Annotated in this window: 23 protein-coding genes and 1 pseudogene; 7 read left to right on the forward strand and 17 right to left on the reverse strand. The window is 62.1% G+C overall.

The window, feature by feature from the left end; all coding sequences use genetic code 11:
* Window positions 1-929 (reverse strand): type I-G CRISPR-associated protein Cas8g1/Csx17 (gene cas8g1 / locus BP858_RS02060; RefSeq protein WP_286878706.1); only part of this gene is annotated, 929 nt, incomplete at its 3' end.
* A complete protein-coding gene (cas3g, locus tag BP858_RS02065; RefSeq protein ID WP_197540529.1) occupies window positions 926-3,442 on the reverse strand; it encodes a type I-G CRISPR-associated helicase/endonuclease Cas3g in 2,517 nt (838 codons plus the stop codon). The genes cas3g and cas8g1, both read right to left, overlap by 4 nt.
* Before the next feature lie 510 nt (window positions 3,443-3,952).
* Here cas3g and BP858_RS02070 point away from each other — a divergent pair.
* Window positions 3,953-4,090 (forward strand): hypothetical protein, encoded by a 138-nt coding sequence (locus BP858_RS02070; protein WP_014868354.1) that lies wholly within the window; start codon window positions 3,953-3,955, stop codon window positions 4,088-4,090.
* Between the two features lie 87 nt (window positions 4,091-4,177).
* Here BP858_RS02070 and BP858_RS02075 read toward each other — a convergent pair whose 3' ends face one another.
* The 4 genes from BP858_RS02075 to BP858_RS02085 are packed head-to-tail and all read right to left on the reverse strand — an operon-like array spanning window position 4,178 to window position 6,799.
* A complete protein-coding gene (locus BP858_RS02075; RefSeq protein WP_052697463.1) occupies window positions 4,178-4,528 on the reverse strand; it encodes a Fic family protein in 351 nt (116 codons plus the stop codon).
* A gap of 4 nt (window positions 4,529-4,532) precedes the next feature.
* Complete coding sequence (locus BP858_RS12325; RefSeq protein ID WP_394339368.1) at window positions 4,533-4,667, reverse strand: ATP-binding protein; 135 nt, start codon at window positions 4,665-4,667, stop codon at window positions 4,533-4,535.
* Entirely contained in the window at window positions 4,660-6,036 is a 1,377-nt protein-coding gene (locus BP858_RS02080) for an ATP-binding protein (RefSeq protein WP_014868353.1), read from the reverse strand. The genes BP858_RS12325 and BP858_RS02080 overlap by 8 nt, the downstream gene beginning before the upstream one ends.
* Before the next feature lie 46 nt (window positions 6,037-6,082).
* The gene (locus tag BP858_RS02085) at window positions 6,083-6,799 is read right to left on the reverse strand and encodes a small multi-drug export protein (RefSeq protein ID WP_074174984.1); all 717 of its coding nucleotides are present in this window, start codon (window positions 6,797-6,799) and stop codon (window positions 6,083-6,085) included.
* Between the two features lie 284 nt (window positions 6,800-7,083).
* On the opposite strand from BP858_RS02085, the gene BP858_RS02090 reads away from it, so the two are divergent.
* Complete coding sequence (locus BP858_RS02090) at window positions 7,084-7,371, forward strand: hypothetical protein (RefSeq protein ID WP_014868350.1); 288 nt, start codon at window positions 7,084-7,086, stop codon at window positions 7,369-7,371.
* On the opposite strand, the gene BP858_RS02095 is transcribed toward BP858_RS02090, so the two are convergent.
* Window positions 7,328-8,506: a hypothetical protein gene (locus BP858_RS02095; protein ID WP_286878708.1), complete on the reverse strand. Its 1,179-nt coding sequence runs from the start codon at window positions 8,504-8,506 to the stop codon at window positions 7,328-7,330. The genes BP858_RS02090 and BP858_RS02095 overlap by 44 nt on opposite strands.
* A 139-nt stretch (window positions 8,507-8,645) precedes the next feature.
* On the opposite strand from BP858_RS02095, the gene BP858_RS02100 reads away from it, so the two are divergent.
* On the forward strand, window positions 8,646-9,194 hold the full coding sequence (locus tag BP858_RS02100; RefSeq protein ID WP_074176099.1) for a diacylglycerol/polyprenol kinase family protein: 549 nt from the start codon (window positions 8,646-8,648) through the stop codon (window positions 9,192-9,194).
* Between the two features lie 73 nt (window positions 9,195-9,267).
* Window positions 9,268-9,861: a hypothetical protein gene (locus tag BP858_RS02105; protein WP_062265931.1), complete on the forward strand. Its 594-nt coding sequence runs from the start codon at window positions 9,268-9,270 to the stop codon at window positions 9,859-9,861.
* Between the two features lie 21 nt (window positions 9,862-9,882).
* Here BP858_RS02105 and BP858_RS02110 read toward each other — a convergent pair whose 3' ends face one another.
* The 6 genes from BP858_RS02110 to BP858_RS02135 all read right to left on the reverse strand — a co-directional run bounded on the left by BP858_RS02110 (window position 9,883) and on the right by BP858_RS02135 (window position 15,497).
* The gene (locus tag BP858_RS02110; protein ID WP_062265928.1) at window positions 9,883-10,866 is read right to left on the reverse strand and encodes a cation diffusion facilitator family transporter; all 984 of its coding nucleotides are present in this window, start codon (window positions 10,864-10,866) and stop codon (window positions 9,883-9,885) included.
* Window positions 10,867-10,923: 57 nt separating this feature from the next.
* Window positions 10,924-12,423 (reverse strand): pyruvate kinase, encoded by a 1,500-nt coding sequence (pyk, locus tag BP858_RS02115; RefSeq protein WP_286878709.1) that lies wholly within the window; start codon window positions 12,421-12,423, stop codon window positions 10,924-10,926.
* A 71-nt stretch (window positions 12,424-12,494) separates the two neighbouring features.
* Window positions 12,495-13,700, reverse strand: a complete 1,206-nt coding sequence (locus BP858_RS02120; protein ID WP_286878710.1) for an energy-coupling factor ABC transporter ATP-binding protein — start codon at window positions 13,698-13,700, stop codon at window positions 12,495-12,497.
* A complete protein-coding gene (gene cbiQ / locus BP858_RS02125) occupies window positions 13,697-14,464 on the reverse strand; it encodes a cobalt ECF transporter T component CbiQ (RefSeq protein ID WP_286878711.1) in 768 nt (255 codons plus the stop codon). The genes BP858_RS02120 and cbiQ overlap by 4 nt, the downstream gene beginning before the upstream one ends.
* Before the next feature lie 53 nt (window positions 14,465-14,517).
* Complete coding sequence (locus BP858_RS02130; protein ID WP_062265920.1) at window positions 14,518-14,808, reverse strand: energy-coupling factor ABC transporter substrate-binding protein; 291 nt, start codon at window positions 14,806-14,808, stop codon at window positions 14,518-14,520.
* Entirely contained in the window at window positions 14,805-15,497 is a 693-nt protein-coding gene (locus BP858_RS02135) for an energy-coupling factor ABC transporter permease (protein WP_074174981.1), read from the reverse strand. The genes BP858_RS02130 and BP858_RS02135 overlap by 4 nt, the downstream gene beginning before the upstream one ends.
* Before the next feature lie 101 nt (window positions 15,498-15,598).
* On the opposite strand from BP858_RS02135, the gene BP858_RS02140 reads away from it, so the two are divergent.
* Window positions 15,599-16,963: a cobyrinate a,c-diamide synthase gene (locus BP858_RS02140; protein ID WP_074174980.1), complete on the forward strand. Its 1,365-nt coding sequence runs from the start codon at window positions 15,599-15,601 to the stop codon at window positions 16,961-16,963.
* 44 nt (window positions 16,964-17,007) lie between these two features.
* On the opposite strand, the gene BP858_RS02145 is transcribed toward BP858_RS02140, so the two are convergent.
* Both BP858_RS02145 and BP858_RS02150 read right to left on the reverse strand, forming a co-directional pair.
* Window positions 17,008-17,604, reverse strand: a complete 597-nt coding sequence (locus tag BP858_RS02145) for a cupredoxin domain-containing protein (protein WP_074174979.1) — start codon at window positions 17,602-17,604, stop codon at window positions 17,008-17,010.
* 86 nt (window positions 17,605-17,690) lie between these two features.
* Window positions 17,691-18,851, reverse strand: a complete 1,161-nt coding sequence (locus BP858_RS02150; protein ID WP_074174978.1) for an endonuclease Q family protein — start codon at window positions 18,849-18,851, stop codon at window positions 17,691-17,693.
* Between the two features lie 159 nt (window positions 18,852-19,010).
* Here BP858_RS02150 and BP858_RS02155 point away from each other — a divergent pair, with 159 nt between their 5' ends.
* Window positions 19,011-20,300 carry an ATP-binding protein gene (locus BP858_RS02155; protein ID WP_062266706.1) on the forward strand — a complete coding sequence of 430 codons (1,290 nt, stop codon included), beginning with the start codon at window positions 19,011-19,013 and terminating at the stop codon, window positions 20,298-20,300.
* Window positions 20,301-20,338: 38 nt separating this feature from the next.
* On the opposite strand, the gene BP858_RS02160 is transcribed toward BP858_RS02155, so the two are convergent.
* Complete coding sequence (locus BP858_RS02160) at window positions 20,339-20,632, reverse strand: nucleotidyltransferase family protein (protein WP_062265911.1); 294 nt, start codon at window positions 20,630-20,632, stop codon at window positions 20,339-20,341.
* A 374-nt stretch (window positions 20,633-21,006) separates the two neighbouring features.
* On the opposite strand from BP858_RS02160, the gene BP858_RS02165 reads away from it, so the two are divergent.
* Window positions 21,007-21,399, forward strand: coding sequence for a winged helix-turn-helix transcriptional regulator (locus BP858_RS02165; protein WP_214167005.1), 393 nt, complete (start codon window positions 21,007-21,009; stop codon window positions 21,397-21,399).
* Between the two features lie 119 nt (window positions 21,400-21,518).
* On the opposite strand, the pseudogene BP858_RS02170 reads toward BP858_RS02165, so the two are convergent.
* Window positions 21,519-21,738 (reverse strand): annotated as a pseudogene (locus BP858_RS02170) (hypothetical protein); the annotation flags it as partial.

Below are 21,738 nucleotides of genomic sequence, written 5' to 3' on the forward strand. Positions count from 1 at the left end.
CCGGGGTCATACTGGCCCACGCTGGCTACTTGGAGATGACTGGTCGGGTCGCCGAAGAGAGTGTTTCTGAGCAGGCTACAGGACGCGCTCTGATCATCCGAGAGGAGGAGCGAGGAGAGGTTCTTCATGAAGGTGTTGGAATACTCAAGACGTCCCTCGTTTCCGCCAGTCCCCAGGATGGCCGGAAACTCTGCTTCGCCGGTGTGGTTGATCGCTGCTACAGCGTCAATCCACTCCACCACACGTGCATCAAGCCTGTCCCGGCAGGCCAGAATGACCTGAGTTTTCCCAGAACTCCGCATTCTTTGCTTGATAGCGCTCCTGATCTTCTTGGCAGATTTGATCAGATTTTTTATCGCCGTGGCCCGCTCTTTCTCTGCCTGAGACGCATTTTTCGGCAGTTTCGCCTCTGCCTCCAGGTCTTCGATGGTCAAGCCCAGTGGACTTTTTGGGGTGAGAAGAGGGGCTGCACGATTGACCAGTTCACGGGTTTCGTTCACAAGATCGAGCATTTTTTGTCCAGATCTCCCCGTGAATTCGCTCTCCAGCAACTCCAGCATCCTTCCGAGAGGCAACTGCGTCTCCGGCATCTCCGGGAATGATTTGACCTTCCTGATGGTCTCCCGATACAGAGCAAAGCGTTCTGAATCGCTCTGCATAATCGCGTCTATACCCTCGGTGTTATCACCCCCGTAAAACCCGCTGCCACCGTTCCATGGCGATACGATGGGGGTGGGGACATACTCGTTCAGGAAGAAGTTCAGGAGACCCTCCTCATCAAGGCTCGATTCGAGATGGAAACCGCCGCCGTCCCACCACCCTCGTGCATCCCGGTCCTTCTGTTCCGAGACCAGTCGCAGGACCGCAAGCCCTGTCAGGTATGAGGAGAACGGCTCTGAGGTGCAGCCGGAGAGTGCTATGCGGGTCATGCTCCGCCACCTCCACTCGCCCGCTCATCGGCGGCTTTCATCAGGGCTTCCATAAAGGCGAGCCGGAATGGGCCAATATCCGGTTGATCCCTCAATTCAAGAGCCCGTGCAAGCCAGCTCGCGCCGTTGACACCGTGACCGAGATCCATGAAGGAGAGATCGATCGTTGTCTGCGGCAGAATGACGCCTCCGCCAAGATCGGTCTCTGGAATGACATCACCGTCCCAGACTCCTCGAGCGAATCGTGTATCCTGATCACGGGGGCGTTGTTCGCCCGGCATCGACCTGATCGATACGCGTACCTTGCCGTGGTGAGCTGCAGCCAGGTATGCAACAAGATCATCCCTGCCGTTCTGGAGTGCGGCGATCCCCGAGGCGAGCTCGTGCCTGAAGTACCTGCGCCGCTCGTCATCCGCATCAGGTCTGGCGGGTAATCTGCCCTTCCATGCGTCACGGGGTGCCTTTGCAGCCGGAGGATCATCAAATTCTTCCAGAGCATCCTTCTTCAACAGCGCCTGGAAGGATCTATGGGCCTTCCCTGCATCGTGCCAGCGTGCCCCTTCGAGCAGAGAGGTTCTCCATTGGCCATCCAACCCCAGAGAGTCGAGGATCGCTGCCATCTCCCCGCATACCTGGTTTGTATGTTCTGCAATCGACATCCAGCCGCCGACCGCCGATTCGTTGCTGGTATAATCTATATCAGTAGATTCCTCCTTTCTCTGGATGACCGGAACAGTTTCTTTTGAACTGATGTCCCATCCCTTGGCCCTGGTGTAATGACCACTATTGGCCCGGAGCATCAGAGTTATTCCAGGATAGATCGAATCCGCCCTGACCCGGCTCCATTGACCGTCGAGCGTATCCCACACCCAGGCCTCCTCTCTCTTCTTCCCGACCAGATCCCGGATCTCACCGATCGGGACCGTACAGATCTCATCTCTGTGCGGCAGCTGTTCGGGTTCTTCACCACCCGGTCCTTCCTCAGGGAAGTCCCGCCAGAATACCTGGACATCTGTATCATCAGCATCGCGTATGAACCGAGAAACGTCCAGATCGTTCCCGGCAAGGTCAGGGGTGGTGTCGAAGAGTTCTATTATGTCCTTCTCGCGTATCACCTGCTCGTGAACGACCTCCTCTCGAACATCAGGGAGCCAATCAGGGCCCACACTTTGACCTTCCAGGCTGAGAAGCACCTCCCGGGCTCTATCCAGCTCTTCAGGTGTGTAGGGAAGGGCAGAACCCTTCTTATCAGTGGGTACGTCAATCCAGTATACCTGGGCTTCGTCATACTCGCCGGCCCGGTTGCACCTTCCAAGCCTCTGCACGAGTGCAGGCCAGGGCGCGAGCTCGGTGAAGAGCGCCTTAGCCGAGACATCAACACCCGCCTCGATGACCTGTGTGGAGACGATGATGGTACCTTCAGGGCCGGGTTCCTCAAGTAGGTCGCTGACAACCTCCTGTCGGTCGGGCGGCCTGAAGCGGGAATGAATGAGAACAAGCTTCGCATCCGGCTTCCTCTTCGAGATCTCCTTGTGAAGATCTGCTGCGCTCCTCACCGTGTTCATGATCACGAGGGTTCGGGCTCCTCCCGGGTGTTTATCGAGGATTTCCCCGGCAAGCCCCTTGAGATCTCCTGCACCAGTTTCGACCCGCTCCAGGATCTTCCTTGCCTGTATCCGGGACTGAATTGCGGGTTCATTCCGGTCGCCCTGACTGAGTGTCAGGGTCCGGGTAATGTTTGTCCCGGGATCGAAGTCCACCGTGCCAAGCCATCTCTCTTCCAGGGTTGCACTCATCCAGACAGACCGGGCCGGGGAGGGTTCCATCGTTCCCAGGCGGTGACGGAATGCCTGGAGCTGGGTGGTCGTGGCAAGCCCTCTTCCCATGAGTTGAACCTCATCCATCACCCAGAGGCAGTCGTTGTTCAGGAGACCAAAGTGAGTGGGCCAGCGGTATTTGTTCATACCATATCCGCGGTTGAGAGCCCGAGATATGAGCATATCCTGGGTTCCAATGATGATAGCATCCCGTTCGGGGTAGATATCCCACCATTCCCTCTCCTCTCCGCCCATAAGTACCGTGACTGCGATCCGTTTGCCTTCCCTCATGCTGCTCTCAGCAAAACCGGTTACAGCATTGTCATCACCAGGCGATGCGGCCAGGATCCCTAATCGATCAAGCCATTGTTTTGTTTTGTCCCTGGTCTGTTCGACGAGAACCCTCATAGGCAGGCAGTAAACCAACCTCCGGGGTGTACGTAGGCGGACCTCGTCTCGAGGATCAAATCGTCTTCTCCACAACCAACCCAGAATAATTGCATCAGTCTTCCCCATGCCGGTGGGAATCTTGATTACTTCGGGAAATATCTCTGACGTTGCAAGATTGCGCTGAAATGGATATGGTGTGTGTCCGGTAGCGTGCTGGAAGAAAGAGTCAAAGCCATCCTTAACCTGGGATTCCATATCAGGAACCTCTTTAATCGGGTTGGATGGAGGAGGCCATTCTGGAGACATGATATCAGTTCCTTCTCGTATAGATTTGAGAATTGATATATGTCCATATATAGTTTCCTAATGGAGACCACTAATTTTTCCCCGTTTTAAATAAAATCAAGTTTCCATAATGCATCCGGAGAGATGTTCCGCCCAATTTCTGGTTTTAGGTACTGCCATCCACGCCCCACCCCGCCCCCGCACACAATATCCCCCCTTCCGCTGGAGTCGAACCAACCCCTGTGCTCCGGAACATGTTGCAAACGACCCCCGACCCCCAGGAACGATCTCCCCCAAAACCCCCCCGTTCAAAAAACCCCGCCCAATCTACGTGCAATCCCCGCCCCCGATCTCGTTGCAACAATGGTTGCAACACCCTGTGCAGCAGCAGTTGCAACCCCATCCAGAGGCGGCGGGAAGCCATCCCGGGGAACAAACCGGCAGCAGCACAGGCGCCGTGTACGCCCCCGCCTCCCGGAAACACCCCTCACGGTCAGCCTATTTCCTTCTCCCAACCCATCATCCTGAAGGATGACCGGAGAGAAGACCAACCGGGACATGCAGTGGATCTGCCGGACCCCGCAGCGGATGGAGCGGTGCGATGAGGAGGGTGAGACCCGGCCCCGGGCAGATGGCAGTGCGGGTGAGGCGGCTCAGGCGTGCGGGTGAAAGGGGGTGGGATTGCGCTGCAGGGGTTTCCGGGCGGGTATGTACGCCTGGATGTGCTTATCTGTGAGCAATCGTCACCGTTCTCGTTCACGACGTCACGTATCTTTGCAGATAGCTCCTCCCCCTTTCAGTCAGGCGGTATTTCTGCGTCGGGCTTCTGGGCGAATCCGGCTGCGTCATCTCAACGAACCCAGTCTGAATAGCCGGCCTCAGGGAATCGTACAGGAATGTGGGCCGGTGACTGAGTCCCAGGCATCGCATTGCATCGTTCGTTCTCAGTGGCTCTTTCCTCAGAGAGATCAGAAGGCGCCTCACTTGTTCGGTTACTTGTTCGACTTGCTCTTCAGCCCCCTCGATAACTTCGCGCTTAACTCCGGGTGAGATCTTCTCCGCAAGAAAAACAGTAAACCGAACGTTCATCCCGATCTCTTTGATCATAGGTTCAGGCAGGTTTTGCCTCGTCCAGAATGCGGGGAAACCCGCTGCCCCATTGCTCGATCAGACCCGGTTCCCGAAACACACGGGCAATGACACGATCGCGAATGTTAGCCACCCCTGCACAGCCCCGGTCACCCACCGCCCCCAAACGCCGCCTCAATATCCGTCATATCATAGACGAGGAACCCCTCCTCCCTGAGCCGGTCCTTCCCCCCGATATCACCGCCTGAGACCAGGCAGAAGCGCTCCGCCGGGTAGCGGGCATGGCGGACAAGACCGGCCTTCTGCTCGAGCCGGGCGAGCACCCCACGTGCCTCCATCTTCGAGAGCCCTCCCCACTTGCACTCGCCAAAGACAACCGATCCGGCCTTCTCGTCAACCGCAACAAGGTCGATCTCCGCATCCCGGTACCACCACCGTCCGGTGGTGCAGCCGGGAAAGACGACGCGAGCAAACTCATCCCGGACAAACGCCTCGAATTGCTTGCCGAAGTAGGGATTGAGGTCTACTGCATCAGGCGCAAGACCGTTGGTCTCTATCGCCTGCCGCCGGGAGAAGACGAAGTTGTACCAGAAGTCAAAAATACTGTCCGCTATCCGGTACAGCCCCTGCCGCCGATTCCCGAGGAGGGGGAGTTCTCTCTCGATAAACCCGAGACGGGTCATCGCCTCCAGGTAGGGATAGAGGTGCCGGGTGTCCATGCCGCAGAACTGTGCGATGGTGCCGGGTGCGGTCTTCCCGACAGCAATGGCGTTGAGGATCGCCTGATACGTCCGGAGCTCCCGGAACTCCTGCGAGAGCATGAAGTACGGCTCCCGGTAGAAGTAGCCGTACCTGTTGAAGAACTCACGGCCGACGAAGGTGGTGTAGTCGCTGTAATCTCCGGCTTTCAGGAGGTACTCAGGGATGCCGCCGATGGTCAGGTGGACCCTGAGCGCGTCGCGGAAGGAGAAGGTGGGAAGCATCTTTCGTGCGTCTGGAAACCGGAGCGCTCCAAGAAGGATATCCCGGGTCCGTCTTCCATAGATCGGGGACGTGGAAGAGAGCGCCAGATCGCTCATCATCCCGAGCATGGAGCCCGCAAGGATGATGCACCAGTTCGATCCGGAGAGGGCGGTATCCCAGGCCTTCTGGAGTGCGGAGAGGATGGCCGGATCGTTTTTGATCAGGTAGGTGAACTCGTCGATGACAAGGTAGCGCCGCTCCGGGACCGGTTTCTGCGCCAGGTAAGAGAAGATCTGGCCCCAGGACGTAAGGTCGAGCGAGGCAAGGAGCGAGTCGCCGAAGAACTCCGCAACCGCCGCCTGGAACCGGCGGATCTGGACCTGCGGCGCGGTGTCCTCCGCGAAGTGGAGGATGCCCTGCTTGCCGCGGATAAACTCGGTGATCAGCCGGGTCTTGCCGATGCGCCGGCGGCCGTAAAGGATGATCAGCCTCCCCCCAGCCTTCTGCCACTCCTCCTCAAGAAGGGCGGCCTCGATCTCGCGGTCGACGAACTCCCTAATCATGATTAGTACTAATCGTGATTAGTATTAAGAGGATCGCCCCTGAGGACTACCCCGGCCGCCGCCCCCGGAGCCTCCCCTTCCGCATCCGCCACCCCACCACCCCGGCCACGACCACGACCGCGACCAGGACCAGAAGCCCGATCCCGAGGACCGGGTCCTCCTGGTAGACGTCCAGGATCACGTCGGCGCCGAGCGCGATGATGAGACAGGAGGCAAGCGATCCCGTGCAGACACACGCAAACACCCGGGCCTCGTTCATCCCGAGCAGCCGGCCGAGGATCGACCCGTTCATCGCCCCGGTCCCCTGGAGCGGGAAGAAGACAAAGAGAATAAGCCCGACCGTCGAGAGCCGCCGGAGCCAGGGCTGGGTCTCGGTGTAGTTGCGGGCCGCCGTCATCCCGTTCGAGAGCAGCCGGCCGATGAGCGGGATCTTCAGCGCCAGGTCGAAGTTCCAGACCACAAAGAGGGAGACCGCAACATCGATCAGGAAGATCACGAGCGTGATGAGCCACCAGGGATACCCCATCAGGATCGCGATCGGGATGATCGACTCCTTCCCGGCCGGGGGGACAAAGTAGGCGGCGGCCAGCCCGGAGAGGGTCAGAAACTGCTGGTAGGGCACCATCAGGTAGAGGGCGACAAACAGCGCCGTGGCGATGGCAAACGGGAGGACAAACTTGATGGGGCCGACGATGTAGGGGTTCGTCAGGACGGCTCTCCACCAGCAGGGCTCCGCGACGGTAGGCTTTGGGTCCGTGGTCATGGGTCGATCATCCGCGGTACGGGAAGTCAGTAACTCTGGTAGGGTGTCCCTGAAGAATACAGTATCGGAGCAGCGCATCATGAGATCTTCTGCGGATTCAGATGCAGGGAGTACCCGGCGGTGATGGAAAAATCGCACGCGAAGAAGAGGGCAGGAAACCTTCACGTGAGGCAGACCCGGGGTCCGGACGGTGATGCAACGTCTCGCGCGAAGGGACAAAACCGGGTCTCCAGAAGCAAAAACTCCCGGCAGATTCAAATTCCTGCAGCGTAAGGATAAGGAATATGGCTCAGGTTCCCATCACCAGGCCGCCCCGGCTCCTCCCCGCCGTCGATATCGGCACCCGGGAGAGCGCGCTCTGCACGATCGCAAACGTCGGCACCGCGCTTGCCACCCTCCGCGAGGTGAGAAAGAACGTCCGCGGCGACCACAAGCGCCGTCTCGACGACGTCGCCGTGATCCTCAGGGTGATCGCGCTCGAGGCCCAGGCAACCTTCGCGATCACCGACGAAGAGGCTCTGGCGTTCATCAGGGAGTGCCGGCGAGATCGGCCGGCATCAGGGGCCCGGTGAGGATGCGGGCGAAGCGTTCCCACCGTTGCGCCGGGTCGCTCCCGACGTAGTCCCGCACACAGCGGTACCCCTCGCTCACGGCCGCCGGGTAGGCCCCGAACCCCTCGATGGACCCAAGGTAGGCCTCAGCCGTCTCCGGGGCGAGGAGCAGGACGTCCCTGAGGATACCGCACGCCTCCTCCCGGGAGAGCGCGCCGTCGGCAAGCCCCCAGGCAACCCAGGCGGCGCCTGAGAAGAAGAGATCAGTGGCCGTGGCGCTGACGGCATCGAGGAGCGCGGCATCCTCCGGCGCAAACCCGGCCAGCGGGAAGAGGACCTCTTCTGCGAACCCCACCCGGTCGGCACCCGGGAAGGCCACCTCCACACCGAACCGGGCGGCCCCTTCGCTGACCGTCGCGAGCGGCGATGCGGCCGGGACGACCGCGTGCTCGATCCAGCCCCTGCCCCGGACCAGGACCGCATCCCTGATTGTCCGGATGGTGTGGCGGCCGGGATACCCCTCGCGGCAGACCACGGGGAGAACCCGGTCGATGGTCACCGGGCGGTCGACGTCCACCCGGACGATGCTCCGCCCCCCGCCGAGGTAGCGGCTGCAGCCCTCCCCGGGAAGATACTCGATCCCCTCCCCCGGCGGGAGCCTGATATGCTCCGCGGTCCTGCGCCGGCTCTCCGCGACCGCGGCCGAGAAGACCTCGAAGAGCCGATCCGGGGGCACGACAAACGATGCCATGAACGCCTGGTAGCGCCCCGCAAGATCGCCGCTCCCCGGAAGAGCGGCGTCGAGCGCCGCGTGCAGCCCCTCGTACCAGCCCGGGTCATCCTCAGGCGCCGGGACGCCGAAGGCTGCATCAAAGGAGAGACCCCCTCCAGCGAGCATCCCGGCACGGGCCTCAAGCGCCCCGACCATCCCCCGGAGACCCGCGTGACGGACCCGGGCGTCGTCTGAGAGCGGCTCGACCGTATCCAGGGCCGCGAGAAGTTCACCGGCGTAGCCGGCGACGCTCTCCGGCGGAACCGTCACCGTGAGCGCCTCCTCCCGGATCTTCTCCGGGCCGAAGTAGGCGCTCACGTAGCCCGGATCGTGCACCCCGAGCCAGAGCACACATTTTACGTAGAACCGTGCGATGTCGTCCATATGACGATGATCTTCCCCCAGACGGCCTGAAACGTCGATAGACATCCTCCTCTTCAGATCATCTGTCGCAACGTTACTTAAAATGCCCTCCCCGCGGAGGGCAGAGGGTTTAACCGCTCCGGCGCCAATCCCTGGTACGATGAACGAGTCGCTCCGGCAGGTCGTCCACCTCGTCTTCGGTCTCGGGATTGCGGGGTTTGTCCTCGTCTTCGACCGCAACATTACCATCTCCGTCCTCGTGCTCGCCCTCTTTGCAGGGTTCATCCTCTCCGACGCCATCTCCCGGGGCTACACCATCCCGGTCGTCTCGACGATCATCGGGGGTCTGGAGCGGCGTGACGCCGCCCCGGGCAAGGGAGCGCTCTTCTTCGCGCTCGGGGCCCTCTTCTCTCTCGTCTTCTTCGAAAAAGAGGTCGCCTTCGTCGGGCTCGTGGTCCTCTCGCTCCTCGACAGCATCACCACCATCGCCGGCGTCCGGTTCGGGAAGACCCGGATCTACAACCACAAATCCCTTGAGGGCACGCTCGCCGGGATCGCGGTGACGACGGCCGCCCTCGCTCTCATCGTCCCGCTGCCAGCCGCCCTCGCGACGGCCGCGGTCACGGGAATTGCCGAACTGGTGAGCCCCGTGGACGACAACCTCGTCATCCCGGTCGTGGCATGCCTCGTCCTCACGGTCCTGATATGACGTTGAACCGGCCGGTTCAATAAACATATAACGAACCTTCCCCGGATCTCTTTGTACACAGAGGTGAAAAACGATGAAACGCATCATTGCAGCAGCCATGATCGTCTTCCTCGTCCTCCCCGGGTTCGCGGCCGCCGCCCCCGGTGGCCACGGTGCCCCGGCGGGGGAGGAGCATACGGCGCCCCGGGGAGAGCACCGGGTGAACGAGGAGGGGAACGCTCAGATCGCGGAGAACGAAACGCCCGGCCTGGACCGGAACCGGATGGAGAAGCGCGACCAGAACCAGGTCCGGCTCGCCGTCCACACCCTGCTCGCCGCTGAGAACCGGACCGGCGGCATCGGCCGGAACATCTCGGTCATCGCCCGGGAGTTCAACAACTCGGTCAAAAAGACCCTCGAAGCCGAGGAGCAGATCCGGGGCCGGCACGGCTTCGTGCGGTTCCTCTTTGGGGGTGACGAGGACGCTGCCCGCCTGATCGCAGAAGAGACGCAGCGGAACCGGGAGCGGGTCACGGAACTGGGGCAGTCGATCGAGAACTGCACCTGTGACAACGAGACCAAGACGATGCTCAGGGAACAGGTCCGGACGATAGAGCAGGAGCAGGACCGGCTCAGGGCGCTCGCAGAGGAAGAACTGCAACACCGGGGCCTCTTCCGCTGGAAGTAGGACCCCGTACCACCTCTCCTGTTACCGTTCTTTTTCCGGCCCCCCGTGGAGGGTCAGGTGTTCGCACTCCGGGCAGGCGGATAGGACAGCGCAGGCGAGACAGTCCTCGCCGGTGCAGGGCTGCACCCTGATGGTGACGCTCGTCCGGGGGAACTCTCCTTTGACGTCTGCCTCGATATGTTTCACGATACCGTAGGCCTCCTCAAGGGTCGCGGTCCTCGGGACGACCATATGGAGGTCCACAAACCGGTTCGGCCCCGACCGGCGGGTCCGGAGCCGGTGGAAACTGATGACCGCCGTGCAGTGTTCGTTGATGATCTCCCGGATCCGGGCTTCCTCCTCGGGGGGGAGGCTCCGGTCGACGAGGTCCTCAAACGACCGCCTGATGAGGTCAAACGCCGCCTTCAGGATGATGACCGCGACACCGAGCGCGACGAAGGAGTCGAGCATCACAATCCCGGTGAGCTTGATCAGGACAAGCCCGGCCACGACCCCGGCAGAGGTGTAGACGTCGGTGCGCAGGTGCCAGGCATCGCTCTCGAGCGCAATCGACTCGGTCTTCTTCGCCACCGTCATAAGACGGGAGGAGACGTAGAGGTTGATCCCGGCCGAGAGCAGCATGACGGCGATACCGGCCCCGAGCGCATCGACGTTCAGCGTCTCCACACCGCCGAGGAGGTTTTTTATCGCCTCGTTGATGATCAGGACGGCGGCAACAAGAATCAGGACCGCCTCAAGAAGCCCGGATATGCTCTCGTACTTCCCGTGCCCGAAGGTATGGCATTCGTCGGGCGGCCGGGCCGACTGCCGGACCGAGAAGTACGCGACGACCGCGGCGATCAGGTCGATTGCGGAGTGGATCGCCTCCGATATGATACCGACCGAGCCGATAGCAACCCCGACAGCCAGTTTCGTCGCGACAAGAAAGGTGTTTGATGCGACCGAGAGGCGGGCGGTCTTCTCCTTGAGCGCGCCGTCCCCTCCGGCGGGAATGACCTCTCCCATAACCACTACCTATTCAACTCCCGGGGGGATAGGGTTTGTTGTCCCCCGGGGATGACCTCAGTCCACCGTCAGGATGATGAGCGAATCGGTCCCCTCGCGCCCCGGGGATATCCCTTCGGTCAGCACCACGCGCTCCCCGGGTTTGATCAGGCCGGAGTCCCGGATCGAGTCCAGGATCGCCCCGTGCCAGTACTCCTTCTCGCTGCTGATCAGGAACGGGCAGACACCGTAGGAGAAGGCCAGAAACTTGAGGGTGGCGGGGTTCCTGGTGAACGCGAGGATCCAGGCCTCAGGCTTGAACCGCGATATGCTCCGGGGGGTGTTCCCGGAACGGGTGGGCGTCAGCACGTACCTGATGCCGAGCGCGTCCATCGACTCGATGACGTTGAGGGAGACGACATCGTTGATGGTGATCCCCTTCCGGCCCTTCCCCTCCCTGAAGTAGTCGACCAGGTTGCGCCCGGGCCCGAGGGTTGACCGCTTCTCCTCGGTCGAGCGGGCGATCTTTGCCATCATCGCGACCGTCTCGACCGGGTACTTCCCGATGGACGTCTCCTCAGAGAGCATGACCGCGTCGGTCCCATCCAGGATGGCGTTTGCGACGTCGGTCACCTCGGCCCGGGTGGGCCGGATGTTGTCGGTCATCGAGACGAGCATCTGGGTCGCGGTGATCACCGGCCGGCCGAGGACGTTCGCCTTCTGGATGATCCGCTTCTGGACCGTTGGGACGTCCTCGATCGGGGTCTGGACGCCGAGATCGCCCCGGGCGATCATCACCCCGTCGGTCTCCCTGAGGATCTCGTCGATGTTTGCAAGCGCTTCCTGCCGCTCGATCTTTGCGATCACCCGGATGATCTTTCCCGCCCGGGCCGCGTGCTCCCGGGCCCGCCTGATATCCTCCCCCCGCTCGATGAACGAGATCCCGAAGGTATCGATCCCCTCAGAGAGCCCGAAATTGATGCACTCAAGGTCCCGGTCGGTGACGGCGCTGAGCGCAACGATCCCCCCGCCGCCGACGAGACTGACGCCCTTACGCGAGAGCAGCGTGCCGCCGACGACCACCGTCGCCCTGACATCCTTCCCGGCGATCTCATCGACCTTGAGCTGGAGGAACCCGTCGTTGATGAAGATGGTGCCCCCCTCGGAGACCAGGTCGGGGAACTGCTCGAAATCGACCGGGATCCGGGAAGGATCGTCAGACGCCGGCGCGGCGGTCAGGATGATGGTCTCGCCCTTCTGGAGTTCCACGGGCTCCACCGCGAGGTCGCCGAGCCGGATCTTCGGTCCCGGGAGGTCGATCAAGATCGTGACCGGGAGCCCGGCGTCCTCGGCCGCCATCCTGATGGTCCGTATGTTCTCCCGGTGCTCCTCGAATGTTCCGTGGGAGAGGTTGAGCCGGGCGACGTTCATGCCGGCCCTGACCAGGTCGGCGAGCACCTCCCGGGAGCGGGACGCCGGCCCGATGGTGCAGACGATCTTGGTCTTGTGGTCGGGCAGGCTCATCCGCTTCCGTTTTGCCTGTTCTGATATCCGCTGCAGAGCCTCTTCGAGCATCATGTAGTAACCTCCGGTGCGACACCCAATTAATCTTCTCACCGGGGTATGCAAAAAGAGTATCCGGGTCTTTCTCACTCAAGGGCCGGTTCACGACCAGGCTCGGGGCTCGCCGACTCCTGCACCGGGGTCACCGGGATCACCCGTCCGCTCTCGTCGCCGTACTCCGCGATACGCCTCCGGACGTGCCCAACCATGCCGCCCGTGGTGATGATGAGCGAGTTCTCCCCGTTGAGGGCTTTTAGGATACACTTGTCGATGACACCGTAGGTGTAGTCAAGCAGGATCCGCTCCCGGCCGACAAACTCCTTGGCCCGGGTGCCCATCGCGCCGACGCGGTCGACCATCCCGGACCTGATGAGCGCCCTGATATCGTCGCCGCCGGTCAGGTCGGCGTTGCAGAGGTAGATCTGCCCGGGTTCGTCCCGGTCGGGGACGTGGCCGTGCATCGCCCGCTCGACCAGATCGGTGAACTCAAGCACGCTCTTTGGGGGGGCGCCCGGGTCAATGACGCCCCGGAGGGCGAGTTCGTTGTAGAGGTCGAGGAGGGCGGGCGGTTTCAGGCGGGCGGCCGCGAGGAGGTCGTGGTCTGAGAAGACCTCCTCCGGGGCACCCCGGGCAAGAACCCTGCCGTGCTCCATGAGGATGACCGAGTCGGCCCAGCGGTAAGCGAGTTCGACGTCGTGGGTGGATACGAGCACCGTCCGGCCACCGGAGGCAAGTTCGTCGAGGAGTTCCATGACCTCCTCGGAACTTGCGGGGTCAAGGGAGTTGGTCGGCTCGTCAAAGACGAGGACCGCGGGCTCCATCGCGAGGATGCCGGCGATGGCAACCCGCTTCTTCTCCCCGCCGGAGAGGTGGTGGGGCGGCCGCTTCTCGTAGCCCCGGAGCCCGACGTAGCCGAGGGCGTCCCTGACCGCCCGGCGGACGGCGTCAGGGGGGAGCCCGAGGTTCACCGGCCCGAAGGCCACGTCCGCTTCGACGGTCGGGGCGATGATCTGGACGTCGGGGTTCTGAAAGACGAACCCGACCCGGCGGCGGAGGTCGCGGAGACTCCGGTTATCGTAGGCAAGCGGCCGGCCGGAGAACCTGACCTCGCCCGAGTCCGGCCTGAGTATGCCGTTGAGCATGAGGAGGAGCGTCGATTTCCCGGCGCCGTTCGCGCCGACGAGAGCGGTCTTTGACCCGGCGGTGATCGTGACGCTCACCCCGGAGAGGGCCGGGGCAGGACCGTTTGGGTAGGTGTAGGTGACGTTGTCGGTTTCAAGCAGTGGTGTCATATGAGCAGCAGACCTCCGGTCTTGAGCGATACCGCGAGCACGGCCCCGAGATAGACCAGGACCACCCCGAGAGCGGGGTAGGAGACCGGCCGGGCGTCGCCGGGGATACCGAGTTTTCCGTCGTAACAGCGTGCGTCCATCGCGAGCACCAGCGCCTCACCGCTCTCCCAGGTGCGGAGGAAGAGCGCCCCCGCGAGCATCCCAAAGGAGTTCACCGATTCCCTGAACCGGCCGTACCCAAGACGCATCACCTGCGAGCGGTAGATCTGGCCGGCCTCCTCGATGAGGATGAAGATGAACCGGTAGATGAGCATGGCAAGGTCGATGAGGACGGTCGGCACCCCGAGTCGTTTCAGGATATCAAAGACCTCGGTCATCGGCGTCGTGAGCGCGATGAAGAAGAGCGAGCACATGCCGCCGAAGACCCGCGCGAGGAGGAGGACGGCGAGGTTTGCGCCGTCGGCCGTGACCGCGAGGGGGAGGCCGGGGACCTCAACGAGGACCGTTCCGCTCCCGGTGATGAAGAGGATGACGATGATGCTCATCACCGCAAACGAGACCGGGATGAGGAGGAGACGGGCGTAGACGCGGGGAGGGAAGCGGGCGAGGACGAGGATGGCGACGGAGAGCGAGACCGCAACCAGCAGGGGGGCGACGGGGCCGGGCGACGAGACGCAGAGGAGGATGCTTGCAAGCCCAAGGAAGAGTTTGAGGCCGGGGCTGGTCCCTCGGAGGCCGTTTGTCTGGGCAAAATCATCAAGCATCTCGTACACTCTGGTCCCGTCCTCCCATCTGGTTTAGCGGACGACAAAAAAAATCAGGCGGTTTTTCTGCTGCCCCGCCAGTAGCCGAAGATATACCCGATGACGACCGCGCCGATGGCAGCCTGCAGGGCAAAGAGGAGCGACTCGATCTCACCGCTCGGGGGTTCCCAGAAGGGCTCGATCCAGGGCTCGTAGCCGGAAGCCTCGATGAGTTCGGCGGCACCGTCGTCGGCACCGCCCCAGGCTTCCTCTCCGGTTGCCCGGATCGCGGCGTCCTGGACGAGGAAGACGGCGGCAAAGACGATGATGAGCGCGACGACCGCAAGCTCCATACCGTACTTCATGCCGAGGCCTCCCTCAGTTTCTGGACGGTGCTCTCGGAGAGGAGGTTTAAGCGGGTGAGAATCTCGGGTTTGAGGTCGACGATGTACTTGAAGACCAGCATGATGATCGCACCCTCGATGATGGCGAGCGGGACCTGGGTGACGGCGAAGATCGCGGCGAAGGCCGTGAATGCCCCGACAAACCCGGTGGTCCCCGGGAACGCAAGCGCAAGCTGGATCGAGGTGACGACGTAGGTGAAGAGGTCGGCGAGCGCTGCGGCGACAAAGACCGTCGCGTAGGTGTTTGCGCCCACACGGGTCCCGACCTTATAGATGGCGTAGGCGACGGCCGGACCCGCGATCCCCATCGAGAAGACGTTCGCCCCGAGGGTGGTGAGCCCGCCGTGCGCGAGGAAGACCGCCTGGAAGACGAGGACGATCAGCCCGAGGACCCCGGCGATACAGGGACCGAAGAGGACGGCCCCAAGCCCGGTCCCCGTGGGGTGGGAGCAGCTCCCGTTGAACGAGGGGAGTTTGAGCGAGGAGAGGACGAAGACGAACGCCCCTGCGACCGCAAGGAGCGGCAGGGCTTCCCGTTTCTCCTGTACAAGCTTGTTTAACTGGTAGACTCCGATGATGATGAAGGGCAGGGAGATGAGGAACCAGATCTCCCACCAGGGACTTGGTAAGAATCCTTCCATGATGTGCATGTGTCAATCCACCTCTAGTCGGCCGTGCCGGCAGACCAATCAAAGTTATTTGTTGTAAGGCAAATTAATTTGATATATCCAGGTTATCTCAGGTCATATTTATGTTATACGCTATTCAACACTACACCTACGTTATGCGCCCGATTCCACGAATCGTCGTTGCCGGAACCCACAGCGGGTGCGGCAAGACTACGCTTGCAAGCGGCCTGATGGCGGCGCTCGCCGCCCGGGGGCTTGCTGTCCAGCCCTTCAAGGTAGGCCCGGACTTCATCGATCCCACGCACCATTCGGCCATCTGCGGCAGGACGTCGCGCAACCTCGACCCGTTCATGATGGGGGAGGCGGGTGTGCGGGAGACGGTCGTCCGTGCCTCTGCCGGGGCCGATATCGCCGTCGTCGAGGGTGCGATGGGGCTCTACGACGGGCTTGAAGGGAGCGATACCGCGAGCACCGCCCACGTCGCGAAGGTCCTTGACGCGCCGGTGCTCCTCGTGGTGGACGCCGGGGGCGCGTCACGGAGCGTGCATGCGATGGCCCTCGGGTATGCGGGGTTTGACCCGGATGTCAGGGTCGCGGGGGTCATCTTCAACCGGGTCGGGAGCCCCCGCCACCGGGCCATGATCGCGGCCACGGAGAGCGTCCCTGCCTGCGGCTGGGTCCCCCGGCGAAAAGACCTCACGGTCGGGAGCCGGCACCTCGGGCTCGAGATGGCGGCCGAGACCGGGGTGCTTGGGGGGTTCGGGGCGGTGGTGGAGGAGACCTGCGATCTGCCCGGGATCATCGACCTTGCACGGTCGGCCCCGCCCCTCCCGGTGCCGCCGGAGGACCCCGACCGGCCGGAGGCGCGGGTCCGCCTCGGTGTCGCGAACGACGCGGCGTTCTGCTTCTACTATGCCGACAACCTCGACCGTCTCGTGCGGGCCGGAGCGGAGATTGTCTTCTTCTCGCCGATGACCGACCGGCTCCCGGAGGTGGACGCGCTCTACCTCGGGGGCGGCTACCCAGAACTCCACGCAGAGGCGCTCGCCGCCTCCCGGTGCCGGGAGGATGTGCGGCAGGCGGCCGACGACGGTATGCCGGTCTTCGCCGAGTGTGGGGGGCTCATCTACCTGGCAGAGCGGCTCACGACCACTGATGGCGACTACCCGATGGCGGGGGTTCTCCCGGCGTCGGCGGTGATGACCGACCGCCTCCAGGCTCTCGGCTACGTTGAGGCCAGGGTGGTCGGCACGACACCGGTGCTTGCGCAGGGCTCCGCCTTCCGGGGCCAGGAGTACCACTACTCACGGCTCGATTGTGCTCCCGATGCGAGGTTTGCGCTGGAACTCGCCCGGGGCCGGGGGATCGACGGCGGCCGGGACGGACTCGTCGCGCAGAACGCGGTCGGGCAGTACACCCACGCCTACTTCACGGCAGGGTTTGCGGAAGGGCTGGTGCAGGCCGCCGCGGCGTACCGGCGGGCGTAGGGGAGATTCGCCCTGCATCCCCCGGTACCGGCGGGAAAAAGGGATTATGCGGTTGTGTTTCCGGTGACGGTGACTGTCCCGTCAAATCCGGTCTCCTCTGATACGTAGGCGTAGTTGCCAGATTCAGTGAAGATGTAGTTGACCGAGTCGCCCGACTCAAGCGTCCCGAGGTCGACGGACCCGGTCGGACCCGTGAGCGTGATGGTCTGGTTCGTGTCGGCATTGTTGGTCCAGGTCACCGTGGTGTCCGTCGGGATGGTGAGCGTATCCGGGTCAAACCCGCTCGCGGTGATCGAGATAGCACCCTCCTCACCGGCCGGCGGCAGCGGTGGGGTCCCAGTCTCCATTGGAGTCGCGGTCGTCTCAGTTGTGGCGGTGGTCGCGGTCTCCTCCGTGGTCACGGTCGTCTCAGTTGTAGCAGTGGTCTCAGTCTCCTCCGTGGTCACGGTCTCCATCGGAGTGGTCTCAGTCTCCATTGGGGTCTCTGTCGCCAGTGGCGTCTCTGTTGCCAGCGGGGTCTCGGTGACCGCCGGCGTTGTAGGGGCGGGGGTCACCGTCTCGTTACCTCCCGGCTGTACACACCCTGCGATCATGATGCTGGCGACCACCATGAGGGCAAGGATACCAAACATTCGTTTCATGGGGTGGAACGATGCCTCCAGGCATAAATAAACTTTACCCCGTGCCGGAAAACCAAAATGCGGGGCATAAATCCATTATAACGGCATCAGATCGACCCGTCAGGCGGCCGGCCCCCTGCCGCTGGCTCTTCGAACGAGAAATACCCGTATCGACCCCCTCCACCAGGATGAAGGGTTATCCGACCAATTCTCAGGGCCTCGACCGCGTCGCCCACACCCGGGTGGACCGCCCTGATATCCCCGGTGGGAGCGGCGGTGAGGATGGTGATCTCGTCCCCGAACGTCGCGAGGAGTTCGGCGTAAAGGGCGCCGCACCGCCGGGTTGCCGGTGATGCGGTGCCGAGGACCCGGACGATGATCTCGCCGAGCGGGATGATGTGGAGGTACGGGGGGCGGCACTCCGGCGGGGCCGCGGCAGCGAGTTCCGCCGCCCGGTCGGCGACGCCCTTCTTGATCCGCTTCCCGTCCTCCGGGCACCGCCACCCGAGCGCCTCTGCCTCTTTGAGGGAGTAGTGGCAAAAGCAGTGTATGCAGGCGGTGCGGTTGTACTTCCCCTCCTCAGGGAAGAACCCGGCGTTCATGGCGATCCTCGCGCCGGCAACCGCGTCGAGGACCCCCCGCACCCCCGGCACCCCAACATCGAGCCGGGTGAACTCCCGGCCGAGCCTGACCGGGGTTGCGCTGTGGGCATCGGAACTGGAGATGAAGGGGATACCGGCGAGGTCAGGGATGCCTGCGGCGTAGGAAGTGTCGGCAGAGAGCCCGAGTTCGAGGAAGTCGATCCGTTCGCTGCCGTAGCACCCGGCCGGGCTCTCGAACCGGGCGTAGAGGGAGGTCCAGGGGGTGAAGGCGTGGGCGGGGCCGATGAGCCCGCCGAGGTCGTGGACCGCGGAGGCGATGGCAGCGCCGTCGAGGGCGACGTGGGGCCGGCCCGCGGTCGCGACGTTCTTGCTGTGGGGGGCGAAGAGATCAGCGAGTTCCGCGAACTGGTCGAAGGATTCGGCGAGGATGAGGTGGTGGACCCGGTGCCGGTCTTCGACCTCGACGGTGGGGACGACCACGATCCCGGAGCCGTCTTCGGGGCGGTCCCGCCACGCCGCACGCCACGCAGGGTGGAGGGCGTCGCCGCTCCCGAGGACATCGAGGCCTTTCATTTTGGCGGCTGCAAGGAGCGACTCCGGCGTCATGGACCGCGAGGTGGCCATCGAGTAGGGGGAGTGGATGTGGAGGTCGGCGTTGAGGAGCATCGGGAGAAGGGTTGGTGCTTATCCAAGATGAGGGTGCGGGGGCGGGGGTGCCGGTCCCGGATCTATAGCCGGTTATAACCCCATGAAAATTAGAATTTTTGAGTGGTTATAACCACTCAAAAACATACATTTATGGCTGGTTATACCCACATGAAGAGTATGACCGATCTTCTTGAACTCCTGGTATCACTCAATCCCTGGTGGAGCGGCAGGGACTTCGCGACCGGCGTGCGTCGGGAACGCTATTTTTCAAAGATCAAGAGGTACCTCGCCTCCGGGGAGATCGTGGTCCTGAGCGGCGTGCGACGGTCAGGCAAGACCACCCTGCTCTACCAGGTTGTTGACGACCTGATCCACGGCCAGGGTGTTGAGCCGGGGAAGGTCCTCTTCGTCAACTGTGACGAGCCGGAGATAGCAAGGCTTGACCGGCCGCTCGAGACGGTCCTTGAGACCTACCGCAAAGAGGTCTGCGGCGAAGAAGGAGCCTTCCTGGTCTTTGATGAGATCCAAAACATCCCGGGATGGGAACGCTGGATCAAATCGGTATACGACCGGAAACAGTTCAGGCTGGTGATATCCGGGTCTTCCTCCTATCTCCTCGACTCGGAGTTATCGACGCTGATCAGCGGGAGATACCTGGCGATCCCGGTCTACCCGCTCGACTTCAACGAGTATCTCCTCTTCAACGGGGTGGAGGTTGCAACCGACCCCATCACGCTGGCTGATCGGAAGTATATCCTTATGCAGATGCTCAGGCAGTACCTGGACGAAGGCGGTTTTCCGCAGGTTGTGCGGCAGACCGACGCGATGGTCAGAAAAGACCTCCTTAAGGCATACTACGATAGCATCGTCTACCGCGACATTGTCCAGGTAAACGAGGTGCGCAACCAGCGGGCGATGAGCGATCTCCTGGCGTATCTCCTGACAAACATCGCCTCTCCGTATTCCTACCGACAGCTGGAGCAGGCGCTGGGAATCGATGCAGTTACGATCAGGGAGTACATCCGGTATGCTGAGATGGCAAAGGTTCTCTTTGAGGTCCGGTACTTCAGTTATTCTCTGAAGACCCAGGCCCGGAACAACAAAAAGATCTACTGCATCGACAACGGGCTCAGAAACGCTGTTTCGTTCAACTTCTCGGCGGATGAGGGGAAGCGTGTTGAGAACCTGGTGTTCCTCGAACTGAAGCGACGCGGGTTTGAACCCTACTACTGGAAGGGAGAGGGGGAGGTGGATTTTGTCCTGAAAAAACCTGACAACACCCTGACCGCGATTAATGTCTCATACACCGACACCCTCCCGGAGCGGGAGACAGACGCCCTCCGGGAATTTGCCGGGGCGTTCGGCAACAGGGTGAGGGATCGTATACTCATCACGAAGGATACGGCAGGGGAAGTCGAGGGTATCAGGTGCGTCCCGCTCTGGAAATGGCTGCTCGGGGCGGCGTGAGGTGTCGGGGTCTGGGCAGTCACTTACCTGCCGACCGTTCAGGCATAGGCGACCTCGGCGGCCACCCGCTCCCGTATGGCGGGTTTGAGGGCATCGGGAGTCACCAGGTCGACGGGAGCGCCGAGATGCAGTGAGAGGTACTCTTCGAGCTCGAGGAAGGCGAAGAACCCGACCGGCCGGGAGAACTCGACGAGGATGTCGATGTCGCTTGCCTCGGTCTGCTCACCGCGAGCGACAGAGCCGAAGATACCGATCCGGCTGACCGAAAACCGTGCAGCGATGTCATCCTTGAGGCGCTGCAGGGTCGCAACGATCTCTTCCCGGGATTGCATGGATACTCGTATTTTGGTGGGGAGTATTCATAGTTGCTTCGGCCCGGTGGTTGTGAGGGTGGACACGGGTGTCGGAGCAGAGGACCAGACCCGCCCACGAAAAAAGTGAATCGTTCAGGCCCTCTTCTTCAGGCTCTCGATCCTTCGGTCTGTCATATCGATCATGACCTGCATCCGCTTCTTTTTGGCTTCCAGCATCACGATCTCCTCCTCAATCGTGAGGGATTGCATGCATCCACAGGAACCATGATGACACGAGCAGCCCTGGTGATGAACCGGTGTACACATCGACATTCACCTCCTTTCTGTTGTATACACTATTACAATAGTTTGGATAGTATTAATAATACAAACTATATACTAATGTAGTGACTATGGAGAAGGATAGCGACCGGATCTGCCTCTGCCCCCTTGAGGGGATCATCACCACGATAGCGAAGAAATGGGCCATCCTGATCATCAGCATCCTCGGCCATCACGAGCGGCTGCGGTTCAACGACATCATGGAGATCCTCGGCGGGATCAGCCCGAAGTCCCTCACCGACACCCTGAAGGAACTGCAGAACGAGGGGCTGATCCAGCGGGAGGCGTTCCCCGAGATCCCGCCCCGGGTGGAATACTCGCTGACTGAGGACGGGCGCCAGCTCTGCGAAGCGATCATTCCGCTGGTGCGCTGGGCCGAGAAGAGGGACAACCTCCCCGAGAAGACGTGTCACGCAACCTGCGGGTTCAGTGAGGGGTGCCCGTCGCGGAGGGAGGGGAGGTAGGGGGTCGCGGCGGCGTTTGGGAGTGTTGGTGTGTGAGGTGGCGGGCTGCCTCACGCAGAAGCACGCGAAGACGGGAGAGCAGAACCCCTCCCGGTCAGAAGGGGGCGTTGACTGCGGTTTCAGGCAGAAGCAGCCTCAATCACAGCTCTGATATATTGCACAATCCGGTCTCTGTTCCCCGGCAGGTTTGAAAACTGTTTGTCGGAGACATCGCTGAACTTCGCGAGGGCTTTGCGGTTAATCTCCTCCTGGTCCTCGAAGATGCCGACCGAAGAGAAGGACCGGCCCCACTTCTCGAACTGCAGGATGTTGATCGTCGCGTCGCGGACCCGGTCGTCG

It is taken from the genome of Methanoculleus sp. UBA413 (genome assembly GCF_002502935.1).
In the GTDB taxonomy this organism is placed as follows: domain Archaea; phylum Halobacteriota; class Methanomicrobia; order Methanomicrobiales; family Methanoculleaceae; genus Methanoculleus; species Methanoculleus bourgensis.